We start from the raw sequence: 13,757 nt of genomic DNA, 5'->3' as shown, positions 1-13,757 counted from the left end.
CCGTGCTAGTGTTATCTCTTGTGCCGCGGGGTGGAGCAGTTCGGTAGCTCGCTGGGCTCATAACCCAGAGGTCGTAGGTTCAAATCCTGCCCCCGCAACCAAACGAGGCCCGGAATCGTCAGATTCCGGGCCTCGATTTTTTTGCCCGCACGAGCCCCGGCATCCTCGAGTGCGCCGCCCGTGCCCGCCTTGACGTCGCATCCCGGCCGGAGTAGACAGGCCGCACCGGACCGCTTCGGGGGAGGAGCCGACCGTGACGGATGCAGACGAACGCCCACCCATGCGGGAGATGCCCTCCGCCGAGTGCTGGCAGCGCGTCGCGGAAGCCCCGTACGGCCGCCTGGGAACCTACGCCGGCGGCGAGATGGACCTCTTCCCGGTGAACCACGGAGTGGATCGCTTCAGCGTCGTCTTCCGGACGGCACCGGGCACGAAGCTGCTCGCCCTGACCGTGAACCAGGACGTGCTGTTCCAGGTCGACGGCATCGACGGCGACGAGGTCTTCAGCATCGTGATGAAGGGGCGCGCCACCCGCGTCGAGCGGGAACGGGAGATCGAGGAGGCGGAGCGGCTCGGCCTCGTCACCTGGGCCCCGGGCCGGAAGGACCGGTGGGTGCGGGTCACACCGCGGGACATCCAGGGCCGTGCGTTCACGCTGCCGGCGGCGGTGACCGCCGCGCGCGAGGGGACCGGCTCGCCGACGTGAACCGCGGGGGGTCGTGAGCGACGGACCGACCGTTCTGCTCTCAGCGGATCGGCGTATCGCTCGGCTGCCGCAGTGCGTAGCCTCGGGGCATGGGTGAGCTCGTCGAATTCCAGCCGATCCGTCGCCGGCCGAAGCCGCTCTGGCGCGAGGCGCTCGGCGAGGTCCTCCGAACCGAACGGCTCGACCAGGACCGCATCCTCACCGAGGTCGCCGCCGAGGCCGGCGTCTCGCCGCAGTACCTCTCCGAGATCGAGCGCGGCCGCAAGGAGCCCTCGAGCGAGATCCTGGGCGCCGTCACCGAGGCCCTCGGGCTCGAGCTCCACGACGTCGTGCGGCGAGTGGGGGCCGGCCTCGAGGCCCGGCGCACGGCCGAACGGCGCGAGGCGGAACGTCGCGAGCGCGTCGAGCTCGCGCGTTCGACCTCGTCGACGCCCCGCGGCGGCACGGAGCTCGCCCCGCCGCAGGGCGGCGTCTACCTGCTCGCGGCGTAGTCGGGCGCCCCGGTCTCGGCCGCGAGGCGCGCGCTCAGCACCCGATCGGCGAGGCCGTACTCGACCGCGGCGTCCGCCGGCAGGATGAGGTCGCGGTCGGTGTCGCGGCGCAGCGCCGCCACGTCGCGCCCGGTGTCGGCGGCGAGGGCCGCCTCGAGCTCGGCGCGCACGCGCACCACTTCGTCGGCGTGCAAAATAAGGTCGGGGATCGTGCCGCGGCCCTGCGAGGAGGGCTGGTGCAGCACGACGCGGCCGTGCGGCAGGATCGCGCGCTGCCCCTTCGCGCCACCCGCGAGCAGCACCGCGGCGGGACCGGCGGCCTGGCCGACGCAGGTCGTCGCGACGTCGGGCCGGATGTGCTGCATCGTGTCGTAGACGGCCAGCGCCGCGCCCGGCGAGCCGCCGGGAGAGTTCAGATACAGGCTGATCGGGGTCTCGCTGGACTCCGAGGCGAGGTGCAGGAACTGCGCGATGAGCACGTTCGCGACGCCGTCGTCGATCTCGGTGCCGAGATAGACGATGCGCTCCGAGAGCAGCCGGCTGTAGACGTCGAGGGAGCGCTCGGTGCTGCCGCGCCGCTCGACGACGTAGGGGATCGTGTAGCTCGTCATGCCGTCACCTGCAGTCCGGTCAGGGGCCGTTCGGCCCGCGGGAACATCTCGTCGAAGCCGTCGACGACGCGGTCGATGAATCCGTAGTCGACGGCCTGCTCGGCCGTGTACCAGCGGTCGCGGAGCGAGTCCTCGGCGATCCGCTCGATCGGCTGCCCGGTGTTGGCCGCCGTGATGCCGAGCACCGTGTCGCGCATGTGCCGCAGATCGTCGGCCTGCAGCTCGATGTCCACCGCCGTGCCGCCGATGCCGGCCGACCCCTGGTGCATGAGGATCCGGGTGTGCGGCAGTGCGAAGCGCTTGCCCGGGGTGCCGGCGGTCAGCAGGAACTGTCCGGCGCTCGCCGCGATGCCGTACGCGATCGTGGCGACGTCGTTCGGGATCGAGCGCATGAGGTCGGCGATGGCGAGCATCGCCGAGACCGAGCCGCCGGGCGAGTTGATCCAGAAGCGGATGTCTCGGCGCGGATCGTCGCCGGCGAGGGCGATGAGCTGCGCGCAGAGCCGGTTGCCGCCCTGCTGGTCGAGTTCGTCGCCGAGCACGATGATGCGTTCGTGGAACAGCCGAGCGGTCAGCTCGGCGTCGATCGGCTGGATGGTGGGAGTGGCTTCGCTCATGCCTCCAGCGTGCGCGCCCGCGGGCCGCCACCGCCCGCGATGCCGCTCACAGCAGAGCTGCGCAGGGCAGCGCTGCGGTGAGCGGCGCCGCGGCCGAGCTCAGCAGCCGACCTTCGTCACGCCCCAGGAGCTCGTGCTCGCCCAGCTGTTGGCGGAGACGGAGCCCACCACGCCGACGTTGTTGTACGCGCGCACCACGACCGAGCGGGCGTTCGCCATCGAGGCCACCGGGGCGCCGAGCGGCGCGACCGACTGGGTCGAGCAGGTCGAGAAGGTGAGCTTCGAGCCCGAGAGGCCGACACCGCTGTAGACGCAGTGCGCTCCGGTCGCGCAGGAGCCGACCGAGCGGGCGGCGAGCTGGCCCTCGGGCTCGAGGTTCAGCACGACGGCGCCGTCCTGCCAGCTGACCTCGTCGGGGCCGGTCTGCACGCCGCCGGGGAACTCGGCGAGCACCGCGTCGATCCGCTGCTGGAGGCCGTCGGAGCCGGAGTCCGCGGTGGCGGCGGTCGCGGCGGAGACGGGCGCCAGGACGGCGGCGGCGGCGAGGAGGGCGGCGATGGCGATGCGGGGGAGCTTCACTGCTCGGGTCCTTTCGTTCCCGAGGTCGAAGCGGGCTCGACTACTCCCAGGCGGTGTAGTTGATGACCGCGGGACTCGGGATATCCGTGCGGTCGTGCCCGATGTAGGTGGTCTCGATGGAGAGGATGCCGAGACCCTCGTCGGAGATGACGATTCGCTCAGCGTACTCGCCGGGAGCACGACTGTCCGTCGTGAAGGAGATGCCGGGGCGTCCGAGCCGGTCTTCGACCGCGCCCTCCACCCGAAGGTCGCCCCGGGTCGCGAGGAACTGCATCGCTGCGCGAAGCTGCTCCGGCTCGAAGCGCCGCTCGCTCAGTGCGTTGCCGAGCTGCAGCACGTACTCGCCCGTCGTGAGCCCGGTGCGACCTAGCGGCTGCTCGAGGAACGCCCCGAACGCGGCGGGATCGACGGGCGGGATGCCGAACACGAAGGGGTACTCGCCGGCTGCGAACTCCTCTTCCCAGATCAGCGAGCCGACGTCGTAGCCGTCGACCTCGACCGGTGCGCCGTCGGAGTCGTAGGGCTGGCCGCGCCGGACCTCGATGCGGGAGCCGTCGTCCCGATGCTCGACCGTTCGCACCTCCGGTTCCATGCTCGACTGCTCGATCCCCCCGCCGTCGCCGATCACGAGCGCCAGCGACCAGGACTGGAACTGCAGGGTTCCGTTCGCGCCTGGCGGCGCGATGTTCTCGCTCAGCTGCATCAGCAGATCCTTCGGTGCGCCGTCGACGGGGGTGGGGTCGAGCAGCGGCGGGGTGACCGCGGCGTAGCTCGTGCTCGGCTTGCCGAGGGCCACGATCCCGATGGTCGCCGCGAGGAAGACGACCACGGCGGCGGCCACTGAGAAGTACAGCGGTCGCCGGAAGCCCGGCCGGGCGGGGTGCGTGATCTCCAGCATCAGGGTCTCGGCCGTGGCCGAGAGAGGGGCGTCGCGACGCGGCAGCGCCGGGCGCGCGGCATCCAGTCTGCGGGTCAGCTCGTCCATGCGTCCTCCTTCACCGTCGATGCCGGATCGAGGGCGAGCAGCTGCTCGAGACGTCGTCGTGCGCGGTGCAGGCGGACTCGGAGCGTGGCCGCGGAGCAGCCGAGGATCTCGGCCATCTCCTCGCGGCTGAGGTCCTCCCAGTACGCCATCCAGATCACCTCGCGGTCGGCCTCGTCGAGCCGATTGACCGCGAGGCGCACCTCGAGCACCTCCTCGGAGGCGAGCTCGGGCGCGCCCTCGAGCTCCAGCTCCACGCGCTCGGCGCGTCGCTGGCGGCGGGTGCGGCCGCGATAGGTGTTGCCGACGACATTGCGCAGCGTCGCGTAGAGCCAGGCGAGGGTGAACACCTGCGATGCGTCATCGCGGCGCCGCCACGCCAGTGCGAAGACCTCAGCCGCGGCATCCTCGGCATCGGTCCGGTCGCTCAATCGGTTGAACGCCGCAGCGACGATCACCGCGTGATAGGTGCGGAAGAGCTCCTCGAACTCGCGCTCGCCGTCGGCGGGGCGCTGAGCTCGGGAACGGGACACCATCACATCATCCCTGTTTCCGGCCGGACGTGTTTCGTTACCGGCACCTGGGAACCGGTTCGCGCGCGAGGACGGCCGCCCTGAGGCGCACTGATCGATATGGTGGGGCCATGGGGGATCAGATCGGGGTGTTCGACGACGACGCGCGCCAACGGGCGCTCGACCGGCTGGGGATTCTGGACACGCCCCGCGAGGAGCGCTTCGACCGGGTCACGCGGCTCGCGCAGGAGCTCTTCGGGGTGCCGATGGTGAGCGTCAGCTTCATCGACCGCGACCGCCAGTGGCGCAAGTCCTTTATCGGGCTCCCCGGTCACGAGGCGCCGCGCGAACAGGCGTTCTGCGATGCCACCATCCGTCAGCCCGGCACGCTCATCGTCGAGGACGCCGCGCTCGACGACCGGTTCGCCGCGAACCCGTTCGTCATCGGCGACCCGCACCTGCGCTTCTACGCGGGGCATCCGCTGCAGGCGCCCGGCGGCGAACAGGTCGGCACGCTCTGCATCATCGACACCGAGCCGCGCCGGCTCTCCGAACGGGAGGCGGCGCTGCTGCGCGACCTGGCCGGCTGGGTGCAGTCCGAGATCTCGCACGACGACGAGCTCGATCGCGCCTCGATCGTGCAACGGGGCCTCCTGCCACGGCGCACGCCGGCGCTCGACGGCTACGAGATGGCGGCGCTCTGCATCCCTGCCGGGTATCTCGGGGGCGACTTCTACGACTGGTACCCGGTGCCCGGCGGCATCCGCTTCACCGTGGCCGACGTCATGGGCAAGGGGCTCGGTGCGGCGATCATCGCCGCTGAGGTGCGCGCCGCCCTGCGGGTGGCCGCCGATCGCTCCCTCGCCGAGTCGGCCGAGATGACCACGCGCCTCCTCGACGAGGACCTGGCCGGGCCGTCCGCCTCGTTCGTGACCGCCTTCCACGCGGAGCTCGAGGCCGAGACGGGCCGGCTCAGCTACATCGATGCCGGGCACAACCTCGTCGGAGTGCTCAGAGCGGACGGCAGTTGGGAGCACCTCGCCTCCGACGGACTGCCGCTCGGCATGTCCTTCGGAGGCGCCGTCGCGGAGTCCCGCGTCGAGCTCGGCCGCGGAGATGCCGTGCTCTGCTGTAGCGACGGGCTGCTCGATCTGCTCGGCCCGACACCGATGCAGCAGATCCTCGCCGTCGCCCGGACGACGGACGCCGAGGGCGCGCTCGACGTGCTGCGCGGCATCGCCGGCTCGCGGCCGGTCCCCGACGACATCACGGCCGTGATCATCCGCCGGCACGGAGGCGACTGATGCGCCTCGTGCTGACCCGGGGGCTGGCCGTGCTGTCGATCGTGCTCGGCACGAACTACGTCGTCTGGCGGTGGCTCGACTCGGTGAACTGGTCCGCCTGGTGGATCGCGGTGCCGCTCGTCGTGGCCGAGACGTACAGCCTCATCGACACCGCCTTCTTCGCGCTCACCGTGTGGCGGTTGAAGGAGCGGCCGGGGCCGGTCGCCGCCCCCACGGGGACGGTCGACGTGTTCATCACGAGTTACGACGAGCCGCTCGAGCTCGTGCTCGCGACGGCGCGCGCGGCGAAATCGATCGCGTACCCGCACACGACGTGGATCCTCGACGACGGCGCCCGGCCCGAGTTCGAGGCCGCCGCGGCCGCAGAGGGGATCGGCTACCTCGCCCGGTCGAGCGAGTGGGACGGCAAGCCCAGGCACGCGAAGGCCGGCAACCTCAACAACGCGCTCTTCGCCACCGAGGGCGAGTTCCTGCTCATCCTGGACGCCGATCAGATCCCGGATCCGCTCATCCTGCACCGCACGCTCGGCTACTTCGCCGACGATCCGCAGGTCGCCCTCGTGCAGACGCCTCAGTGGTTCGTGAACGTGGACGAGGCCGATCCCCTCGGCAGCCAGGCGCCGCTGTTCTACGGGCCGATCCAGCAGGGCAAGGACGGCTGGAACGCCGCGTTCTTCTGCGGTTCCAACGCGGTGCTGCGCAGAGAGGCGCTCATGCAGCTCGGCGTCGTCGGCTACGTGCGCGATGTCGAGCGTTCGACGCAGCGTGCGCTGCGGGCCGCCGAGGCCCTGCTCGCCAAGAGCCTGCGCGGCCGGGAGCACGACGACGCGACGAGGGAGACGCTGCGCGAGCTGCACACGGCCGTGTCGGCCGCGCGACGCGCGCTCGCCGAGGGCGAGCCCGTCGCCGAGGCGACGTACCGGGTCGAGACGGCGCTCGACCGGGCGTCCCGGCGCCTGGTCGACCGGGATGCCGAGGCGCTCCAGCGGGACCTCGCTGTGCTCGCCACCCTGCCGATCGAGGCCGACGCCGAGCTGCAGGGCATCGTCATCGACGACGTCGCCCTCGACCGCCTCGCGGCTCGGGACTGGACCCCGCTCGGCGCGATCGACTCGGTGCGCGCCGTGCTCGCCGCGGTGCGCATCGACCGGCCCCAGGAGGCGCAGCCGCTCATGCCGATGGCGACGATCTCGGTCACCGAGGACATGGCGACGGCGATGCAGCTCCACGCGCTCGGCTGGCGGAGCGTCTACCACCACGAGATTCTCGCCAGGGGGCTCGCCCCGGAGGACCTCCGCACCATGCTCCAGCAGCGCCTGCGCTGGGCGCAGGGCACCCTGCAGGTCATGCTGCGGGACAACCCGCTCGTCAAGCGCGGGCTCCGGGTCGGCCAGCGGCTGATGTACTTCGCGACGATGTGGAGCTATCTCTCGGGCTTCGCCGCGCTCGTGTACCTCGCCGCCCCGGTCGTGTACCTCGTCTTCGGCGTGATGCCCGTCACCGCGTGGAGCGTGGACTTCTTCGCGCGCTTCCTGCCCTACTTCGTGCTGAACCAGGCGCTGTTCTTCGTCGTCTCCAGAGGCGTGCGGACCTGGCGCGGGCAGCAGTACGCCCTGGCGCTCTTCCCGGTCTGGATCCAGGCGTGCACGAGCGCGGTCGCGAACGTCGTGTTCCGGCGCCCGCTCGCCTTCGTCGTCACGGCGAAGGACGGCTCGCGCGACGCCCGCTCGCCGTGGACCGCCGTCTGGCCGCAGCTCACCGCGATCGTGGTCCTCGCGATCGCGCTCGTCATCGGTCTCGCCCGGCTGGCCGTCGGCACCGCGGACGGGACCGGCACCCTCGTCAACACGGCCTGGGTCGTCTACGACCTCGTCGTGCTCTCGATCATCATCCGGGTGGCGCGGTATCGCGGCCCGGGCCTGCAGACGTCCCGAGAACTGGAGACCGAATGAACGTGACCGTGACCGCCCACGACGGCTTCGCCGTCATCCGCCCCACCGGACGCCTCACGATGGTGTCGGCGCCGCAGCTCCGACACGCGGTCGACGACCTCGTGGGCCAGGGCACGCCGCGAGTCGTCGTGGATCTCGCGGCGACGGAGTTCATCGACTCGTCCGGCCTCGGGTCGTTGATCGGCGCGCTGAAGGCGACCAGGCTCGCCGGAGGCGATCTGCGCATCGCGGCGGCGCCGGAGCAGGTGCGCACCGTGCTCCGGTTGACGAACCTCGACCGCGTGCTGCGCAACCATCCTTCGGCGGAGACCGCGTTCGATGCCGAGTGAGCCGCCGAGGTCTCGCCGGATCGCCGCCCGGGCCGATCCGGCGATGCTCGAGCGGGCGGCGCGCGAGCTCGCCGCCTTCGCGGCCGAGGAACGGCTCGCCGACGACGAGCTCGCCCGCCTCGACCTCGCACTCGGCGAGGTGCTCGCGAACGTCGTCGCCCACGCTCGCCCCGTCGGGGACGCGGAGGGGGTCGCGGTCGATCTCACGCTCTCGGCGAGCCCGGACGCCGTCCTCGTGACCGTCGAGGACCGCGCGACGGTCGCGGCCGTCGATCTCGCGGCCGTCTCGATGCCCGCCGAGGACGCGGAATCCGGCCGGGGCCTCGCCCTCGCGCTCGCCGTGCTGAACGGCTTCTCCCACGAGGAGCGCGAGGGCGGCGGCAACCGCTGGACGCTCCGCCTCCGGCGGCGCCGCGGCTGAGTCGCGCCGCCGCTATTCGACGAGCTTGCCGGCCAGCGAGATCTCCCCGCCCATGAGCTCGGCGATCTCCGCGGGGATCTCCGGGATCGCCTCGCGCACGACGCCGGTCGAGGGCGACCAGACCAGGTTCACCTGCAGGGCCGGGTCGAGCTCCGGATAGTCGCTGCGGTTGTGGCAGCCGCGGGTCTCCCGCCGCTCGAGCGCCGCCTCCAACGTGGCGCGGGCGGCGAGGGCCGCGGACTTCAGGTCGAAGGCGTGCGCGAGGTCCTGGAAGCCGGCGATGTCGGGGTGCACGCCGACCTGCGCGATCCGGGACTCGATCGCGTCGAGCTCCGCGAGCCCGGCACGCAGGCCCTCCTCGGAGCGGACGACGCCCGCGTGCTCGGTCATGGTGTCGCGGATGGCGCGCTGCAGCGCCCGCACGTTCTCGGGCCCGTCGGCGTCGAGCAGCGCGGCGATCTCCGCGCGCGCGATCGCGACCGCCTCCGCGGAGCGGGACTGCACGGGCAGTCCGGCGGAGTACGCCGCGGCGGCCTGGCCGACGATCCGGCCGTACACGAGCAGCTCGATGAGCGAGTTCCCGCCGAGCCGGTTCGCACCGTGCAGGCCGCTCGCCGCCTCGCCGATCGCGTAGAGGCCCGGCACGTCCGTGGAGTGGTCCTCCGAACGCACCCAGACGCCGCCCATCGAGTAGTGCGCGGTCGGGGCGATCTCGATCGGCTCTTTCGTGATGTCGAGCATCTGCAGCTCGAGCATCGTCTGGTAGACGCGGGGGAGTCGGGTCATGATCGTCTCGCGGGGGAGGTGCGAGACGTCGAGCCAGACGCCGCCGTTCGAGGTGCCGCGGCCCTCCGCGATCTCCGTGTAGCAGGCGAGCGCGACCCGGTCGCGGGTGGAGAGCTCGGCGCGCTCGGGGTCGTACTTCGGCATGAAGCGCTCGCCGAGTCCGTTGCGCAGGATGCCGCCCTCCCCGCGGGCCGCCTCCGAGACGAGGGTGCCGGCCGCGCTCTCCGGCTCGAGGATGCCGGAGGGGTGGAACTGCACGAGCTCGGGGTCGCGGATCCGTCCGCCGGCCTCGACGGCGAGACGGAACGAGTCGCCCGTGTTCTCGTCACGACGCGAGGAGGTGCGCCGCCAGATCCGGTTGTGCCCACCGGCGGCGAGGATGACGGCGTCGGCGTGGATGAGGAAGCGGGTGCCGGTCTCGAGGTCGAAGCCGTAGGCGCCGAAGACCGCGCCGTCGTCGTTCACGAGGATCCGGGTCACGTAGACGGTGTCGAGGACCGGAATGTCGAGCTGGACGGCGCGGTTGATGAGCGTGCGCTGGATCTCGAGTCCCGTGTAGTCGCCGGCGAAGGCCGTGCGACGGTAGGTGTGGGCACCGAAGAAGCGCTGGGAGATCCGGCCGTCCGCTTCGCGGGCGAAGGGCATGCCGTAGCGTTCGAGATCGTCGATGCCCTGGGCGGCGTGCTTGGTGACGGTCTCGACGGTGTGCGGGTCGGCGAGCAGGTAGCTCTCCTTGAGGGTGTCGGCGGCGTGCTGCTGCCAGCTGTCCTCGGCGTCCATGGTCGCGAGCGCGGCGTTGATGCCGCCGGCCGCAAGCGAGGTGTGCGCGTCCGACTTGGGTCGCTTGCCGAGCGCGAGCACGTCGACGCCGGCTTCGGCGAGCTCGATGGCCGCGCGGAGGCCGGAGCCGCCGGTGCCGATGACGAGCACGCTGGTGGAGATCTGCCGTTCTGAGGTGTGCATGGGCCCGAGGCTAGGTCGAGTTCTTTGATTACTCCAATGCATTTAAGGAGTCACGGCGATGCGGATAGGCTATCGATGTGAATCTCGAGCAGTTGCGCGGCTTCGTGGCGGTCGCGCGCCTCGGCAACTTCACGCGGGCCGCGGCGGAGCTCCATCTCGCGCAGCCCTCGCTCAGCCGGCAGATCGCGGCACTGGAGCAGGATCTCGGCGCCGAGCTCTTCCACCGTGCACGTACGGGGGCGACGCTCACCGTCGCCGGCGAGTCCCTGCTGCCGCTGGCCCGGCGCATGCTCGCCGACGCCGAGTCGGTGCGGCGGGAGCTCGCCGAGCTCGCCGGGCTCGAGCGCGGGCGGGTGCGGCTCGGCGCGACGCCCACGCTGTGCATCAGCCTCGTCGCCGAGGTGCTCAGCGTCTTCCACACGGCTCACCCCGCGATCGAGCTGCACCTGTCGGAGCAGGGCTCCCGGCGCCTGCTCGACGAGCTGGCCGGCGGAGAACTCGACCTCGCGCTCATCACGACCTCCGACGCCACGGCGGCCGACCGCTTCTCGGTCGTTCCCCTGGTGGAAGAGGAACTCGTCGTGGTCTCCTCCGCCGCCGCGCCGCCCGTGATCGCGGGGGAGCGCATCTCGCTCGCGGAGCTCGCCGCACTGCCGCAGATCGTGTTCAGCTCGAGCTACGATCTGCGCAGCGCGACCGACGGTGCCTTCCGGGCCGCCGGGCTCGCGCCGGACGTCGTGCTCGAGGGGGCCGAGATGGATGCCGTGCTGCGCTTCGCCGAGCGCGGGCTCGGCGTCGCGATCGTGCCGGCGATGGTGCTCATCGACCGTCCGGGGCTTCGTTCGGTCCGACTGCGCGGCGAGACGCTCACGCGGACGATCAGCCTTGCCCGACCGGCCGACGTCGCCCCCACGATCGCCGTCGGCGTGATGCAGCGCACGATCGCCGCGACGGCCACGGCGTTCGCCGCCCGAGCGGGCGACACGATGCGCCTGGTCGGGTCCTGAACCGGCCGTCGGCTCGCCGAGCGGAGTGTGCTGCGTCGATCCGAACGGCTTCTTGAGCTGGACTTGAGCTGATCCTGAGGTGGCTGCGTCAGGCTGAACGTGTGCTCGCAGGGGCCGCCCGGAACACCGCAGCTCACCGCTTCCTGACCCGAACTCGAAGCGTGGATCAGCAGTCGAGGCGGCCCCTGAGCAGCGCGTCAGCCGACCCGGCTCCAGCCGACGCAGCCCGTCGAAGCGAAGTCCTGCCCGGCTTCGACGACGACCGACACCGGCCAGCCCGCGCCGCGCCCGGTCTCGATCAGCGCTCCGGCACCCGGCTCGTCGGGGTCGGCGACCGAGATCGACCAGGTGCACGACGCCTCGCTCGACGCCGCCTCGTACATGCCCGGCATCATGGACGTGCCGGCCGTGTACCAGCGATCGTCCTCGAGCGTCGTGACCGGCAGGGCGGCCTCCGCCGCGGCCACGGCCTGCTCCCGTGCCTGCACTTCGGCCTCCCGGGCGGCGAGCGCCTGCTCGCGGGCCCGCAGCCCGGCATCCTGGTCCTCGTACTCGGCGAGCTGCTCGACGAGCCGGTCGGCTCGATCGCGGTCCAACTGCAGCTGCACCTCGAGCTGGGCGGTCCGCGCTTCGCTCGTGGCCCAGAGTGTGATGGTCGCGGCGATCGCCGCGGTCGCGATCATCGAGGCCCCGATCAAGGGGAGCAGCAACCGGTTGGCAGGCAGATGGAACTCCATCGTCCGCTCCTCGGGTCGGTTGCAGGCACTCGTAGCAGTATGGCCTACCGGCTCTGAGGAATCCTCCCCAGTTCAGGGGGCGACGACCCGACACGTCCGTCCTCGACGGTGCGCATCCGGGCCGTGCATCTATGGCATGCTTGTCCGGCGCCGAACACCGTTGGTTCTCGCCTCCTGGTGCCGCGCACGGCTCATGAAGGAGAGAGCATGGCTTCAACGTCGGTGACCGCCCCGAGCAAGGGCGCCAGCCTCAAGCGGAACCTCGGACTGTGGGCCATCGTCGGCCTCGGTCTCGGGTACATGACCCCGACCGTGGTGTTCGACACCTTCGGCATGGTCGCTCGGGACACGGACAACGTCGTCCCGGCCGCGTACCTCGTGGCGCTCGTGGTGATGATGTTCACTGCGATCAGCTACGGCAAGATGGCCGGCGCCATCCCGAGCGCCGGATCCGCGTACACCTACGCGCGGGAGTCGATTCACCCCAACGTTGGGTTCATGGTCGGCTGGACCTCGCTCATCGACTACGTGCTGCTGCCGATGGTGAACTGCCTGATCATCCGCAGCTACCTCGAGGCGCTGTTCCCCGAGGTCCCGGGCTGGATCTGGGTCGTGATCTACTGCGCGCTCGTCACCACGGTGATCTACCTCACGATGCGCGGCACCTCGAACATGAACATGCTGCTGCTGGTCTTCTCGATCGTCGTGATGGCCGTCTTCGTCGTGATGGTGTTCGCGCAGCTGATGCGCGGCGAGGGTCAGGGCACCGTCGCCTCGATGCAGCCGTTCCTCCACGACGGGGTGACCCTCGGCGCGGTGCTGATGGGGGCGACGATCGTCTGCTTCTCGTTCATCGGCTTCGACGCGGTCACGATGTACGCCGAAGAGGCGAAGACGCCGAAGATCATGCCGAAGGCGATCCTGCTGACGGTCATCATCGGCGGGGCGATCTTCCTCGTCGCCGCGTACTTCACCCAGCTCCGCTTCCCCTCCTCGGACGCGTTCCCGGTCGAGGCGATCGAGGACAGCACCCTCCCCGAGATCGGGCTCCAGGTCGGCGGGCCGGTGTTCCAGGCCATCCTCACCGCCGCGGGCTTCGCCGCGACGCTCGCCTCCGGGCTCGCCTCGCACGCCTCCGTCTCGCGCATGCTGCTCGTGATGGGCCGCAACAACGTGCTGCCGAAGCGCTTCTTCGGGTACATCAACCCGAAGACCCACACGCCGACCTTCAACATCGTGCTCGTCGGCGTGATCAGCCTGCTCGCCGCGGCCTTCACCCTCGAGCTGATCGCCGCGTTCATCAACTTCGGCGCGCTCATCGCCTTCACCTTCGTGAACGTCTCGGTGATCGCCTGGTTCGCGATCCGCAAGGGCCGGCGCCGCACGCCGAAGGACATCTTCACGTTCATCGTGCTGCCGGGCATCGGCATGGTGCTGACCGGGGTGCTCTGGGCGAACCTGCACGCCGACGCGCTCATCGGCGGCATGGCCTGGGCCGTGATCGGCTTCGTCTACCTGCTCGTGCTGACGCGCGGCTTCCGCCGCAAGGTCGCGGCGTTCGACGAGGCGCAGCCGGTGACCGGCTTCAACAAGGTCATCGACGAGTAGCCGCCGCAGCGGCGGTCGCACCGCTCGACGCGGACGGGCCCGGGGTCGCCGACCCCGGGCCGCTCAGGGTTTTTCTCCTCTCCCCCTTTCCCCTCCGCCGTTCCCCCTCCCGGTTGTGGAGACGGAGGGAGCCCCCAAACCGACAAAGTAAC

15 protein-coding genes and 1 tRNA gene are annotated in these 13,757 nt (G+C 71.1%); 9 read left to right on the top strand and 7 right to left on the bottom strand.

The window, feature by feature from the left end; all coding sequences use genetic code 11:
• Positions 1–24: 24 nt before the first annotated feature.
• From ACFWE1_RS02545 to ACFWE1_RS02535, 3 genes are all read left to right on the top strand, one after another.
• Positions 25–101: transfer RNA gene (locus ACFWE1_RS02545), tRNA-Met, on the top strand.
• Positions 102–253: 152 nt separating this feature from the next.
• Positions 254–706, top strand: coding sequence for a pyridoxamine 5'-phosphate oxidase family protein (locus ACFWE1_RS02540; protein WP_376931971.1), 453 nt, complete (start codon positions 254–256; stop codon positions 704–706).
• An 89-nt stretch (positions 707–795) separates the two neighbouring features.
• Positions 796–1,197 (top strand): helix-turn-helix domain-containing protein, encoded by a 402-nt coding sequence (locus ACFWE1_RS02535; protein ID WP_376931970.1) that lies wholly within the window; start codon positions 796–798, stop codon positions 1,195–1,197.
• Here ACFWE1_RS02535 and ACFWE1_RS02530 read toward each other — a convergent pair.
• The 5 genes from ACFWE1_RS02530 to ACFWE1_RS02510 form a co-directional block, all read right to left on the bottom strand.
• Positions 1,179–1,808, bottom strand: coding sequence for a ClpP family protease (locus ACFWE1_RS02530; protein ID WP_376931969.1), 630 nt, complete (start codon positions 1,806–1,808; stop codon positions 1,179–1,181). The genes ACFWE1_RS02535 and ACFWE1_RS02530 overlap by 19 nt on opposite strands.
• Positions 1,805–2,425: a ClpP family protease gene (locus ACFWE1_RS02525; protein WP_376931968.1), complete on the bottom strand. Its 621-nt coding sequence runs from the start codon at positions 2,423–2,425 to the stop codon at positions 1,805–1,807. Before ACFWE1_RS02525 ends, ACFWE1_RS02530 begins: the two co-directional genes overlap by 4 nt.
• Positions 2,426–2,524: 99 nt before the next feature.
• Positions 2,525–3,004 carry a hypothetical protein gene (locus tag ACFWE1_RS02520; protein ID WP_376931967.1) on the bottom strand — a complete coding sequence of 160 codons (480 nt, stop codon included), beginning with the start codon at positions 3,002–3,004 and terminating at the stop codon, positions 2,525–2,527.
• A gap of 40 nt (positions 3,005–3,044) precedes the next feature.
• Complete coding sequence (locus ACFWE1_RS02515; RefSeq protein ID WP_376931966.1) at positions 3,045–3,989, bottom strand: hypothetical protein; 945 nt, start codon at positions 3,987–3,989, stop codon at positions 3,045–3,047.
• Positions 3,977–4,522 (bottom strand): RNA polymerase sigma factor, encoded by a 546-nt coding sequence (locus ACFWE1_RS02510; RefSeq protein WP_376931965.1) that lies wholly within the window; start codon positions 4,520–4,522, stop codon positions 3,977–3,979. The genes ACFWE1_RS02515 and ACFWE1_RS02510 overlap by 13 nt, the downstream gene beginning before the upstream one ends.
• Before the next feature lie 107 nt (positions 4,523–4,629).
• On the opposite strand from ACFWE1_RS02510, the gene ACFWE1_RS02505 reads away from it, so the two are divergent.
• The 4 genes from ACFWE1_RS02505 to ACFWE1_RS02490 are packed head-to-tail and all read left to right on the top strand — an operon-like array spanning position 4,630 to position 8,504.
• Entirely contained in the window at positions 4,630–5,802 is a 1,173-nt protein-coding gene (locus ACFWE1_RS02505) for a PP2C family protein-serine/threonine phosphatase (RefSeq protein WP_376931964.1), read from the top strand.
• The gene (locus tag ACFWE1_RS02500) at positions 5,802–7,754 is read left to right on the top strand and encodes a glycosyltransferase family 2 protein (protein WP_376931963.1); all 1,953 of its coding nucleotides are present in this window, start codon (positions 5,802–5,804) and stop codon (positions 7,752–7,754) included. The genes ACFWE1_RS02505 and ACFWE1_RS02500 overlap by 1 nt, the downstream gene beginning before the upstream one ends.
• A gap of 8 nt (positions 7,755–7,762) precedes the next feature.
• Positions 7,763–8,083, top strand: a complete 321-nt coding sequence (locus ACFWE1_RS02495) for an STAS domain-containing protein (protein WP_376931962.1) — start codon at positions 7,763–7,765, stop codon at positions 8,081–8,083.
• Positions 8,073–8,504, top strand: a complete 432-nt coding sequence (locus ACFWE1_RS02490; RefSeq protein ID WP_376931961.1) for an ATP-binding protein — start codon at positions 8,073–8,075, stop codon at positions 8,502–8,504. Before ACFWE1_RS02495 ends, ACFWE1_RS02490 begins: the two co-directional genes overlap by 11 nt.
• 12 nt (positions 8,505–8,516) lie before the next feature.
• Here ACFWE1_RS02490 and ACFWE1_RS02485 read toward each other — a convergent pair whose 3' ends face one another.
• Positions 8,517–10,253, bottom strand: coding sequence for an L-aspartate oxidase (locus ACFWE1_RS02485; RefSeq protein ID WP_376931960.1), 1,737 nt, complete (start codon positions 10,251–10,253; stop codon positions 8,517–8,519).
• A gap of 77 nt (positions 10,254–10,330) precedes the next feature.
• Between ACFWE1_RS02485 and ACFWE1_RS02480 the strand changes: the two genes are divergently transcribed.
• Complete coding sequence (locus ACFWE1_RS02480) at positions 10,331–11,260, top strand: LysR family transcriptional regulator (protein ID WP_376931959.1); 930 nt, start codon at positions 10,331–10,333, stop codon at positions 11,258–11,260.
• A gap of 197 nt (positions 11,261–11,457) precedes the next feature.
• Here ACFWE1_RS02480 and ACFWE1_RS02475 read toward each other — a convergent pair whose 3' ends face one another.
• On the bottom strand, positions 11,458–11,997 hold the full coding sequence (locus ACFWE1_RS02475) for a hypothetical protein (RefSeq protein ID WP_376931958.1): 540 nt from the start codon (positions 11,995–11,997) through the stop codon (positions 11,458–11,460).
• A gap of 207 nt (positions 11,998–12,204) precedes the next feature.
• On the opposite strand from ACFWE1_RS02475, the gene ACFWE1_RS02470 reads away from it, so the two are divergent.
• On the top strand, positions 12,205–13,605 hold the full coding sequence (locus ACFWE1_RS02470) for an APC family permease (RefSeq protein WP_376931957.1): 1,401 nt from the start codon (positions 12,205–12,207) through the stop codon (positions 13,603–13,605).
• The last annotated feature ends 152 nt before the right edge of the window (positions 13,606–13,757 follow it).

Source organism: Agromyces sp. NPDC060279, assembly GCF_042726785.1.
Lineage (GTDB): Bacteria > Actinomycetota > Actinomycetes > Actinomycetales > Microbacteriaceae > Agromyces.
This window is presented reverse-complemented; position numbering and strand designations above follow the sequence as displayed.

What these genes read in the sequence shown, in the direction of transcription:
- ACFWE1_RS02535 (WP_376931970.1), top strand. Translation starts at nt 796, where the DNA reads ATGGGTGAGCTCGTCGAATTCCAGCCGATCCGTCGCCGGCCGAAGCCG.
- ACFWE1_RS02530 (WP_376931969.1), bottom strand. Translation starts at nt 1,808, where the DNA reads ATGACGAGCTACACGATCCCCTACGTCGTCGAGCGGCGCGGCAGCACC.
- ACFWE1_RS02525 (WP_376931968.1), bottom strand. Translation starts at nt 2,425, where the DNA reads ATGAGCGAAGCCACTCCCACCATCCAGCCGATCGACGCCGAGCTGACC.
- ACFWE1_RS02515 (WP_376931966.1), bottom strand. Translation starts at nt 3,989, where the DNA reads ATGGACGAGCTGACCCGCAGACTGGATGCCGCGCGCCCGGCGCTGCCG.
- ACFWE1_RS02510 (WP_376931965.1), bottom strand. Translation starts at nt 4,522, where the DNA reads ATGGTGTCCCGTTCCCGAGCTCAGCGCCCCGCCGACGGCGAGCGCGAG.
- ACFWE1_RS02505 (WP_376931964.1), top strand. Translation starts at nt 4,630, where the DNA reads ATGGGGGATCAGATCGGGGTGTTCGACGACGACGCGCGCCAACGGGCG.
- ACFWE1_RS02500 (WP_376931963.1), top strand. Translation starts at nt 5,802, where the DNA reads ATGCGCCTCGTGCTGACCCGGGGGCTGGCCGTGCTGTCGATCGTGCTC.
- ACFWE1_RS02490 (WP_376931961.1), top strand. Translation starts at nt 8,073, where the DNA reads ATGCCGAGTGAGCCGCCGAGGTCTCGCCGGATCGCCGCCCGGGCCGAT.
- ACFWE1_RS02485 (WP_376931960.1), bottom strand. Translation starts at nt 10,253, where the DNA reads ATGCACACCTCAGAACGGCAGATCTCCACCAGCGTGCTCGTCATCGGC.
- ACFWE1_RS02475 (WP_376931958.1), bottom strand. Translation starts at nt 11,997, where the DNA reads ATGGAGTTCCATCTGCCTGCCAACCGGTTGCTGCTCCCCTTGATCGGG.
- ACFWE1_RS02470 (WP_376931957.1), top strand. Translation starts at nt 12,205, where the DNA reads ATGGCTTCAACGTCGGTGACCGCCCCGAGCAAGGGCGCCAGCCTCAAG.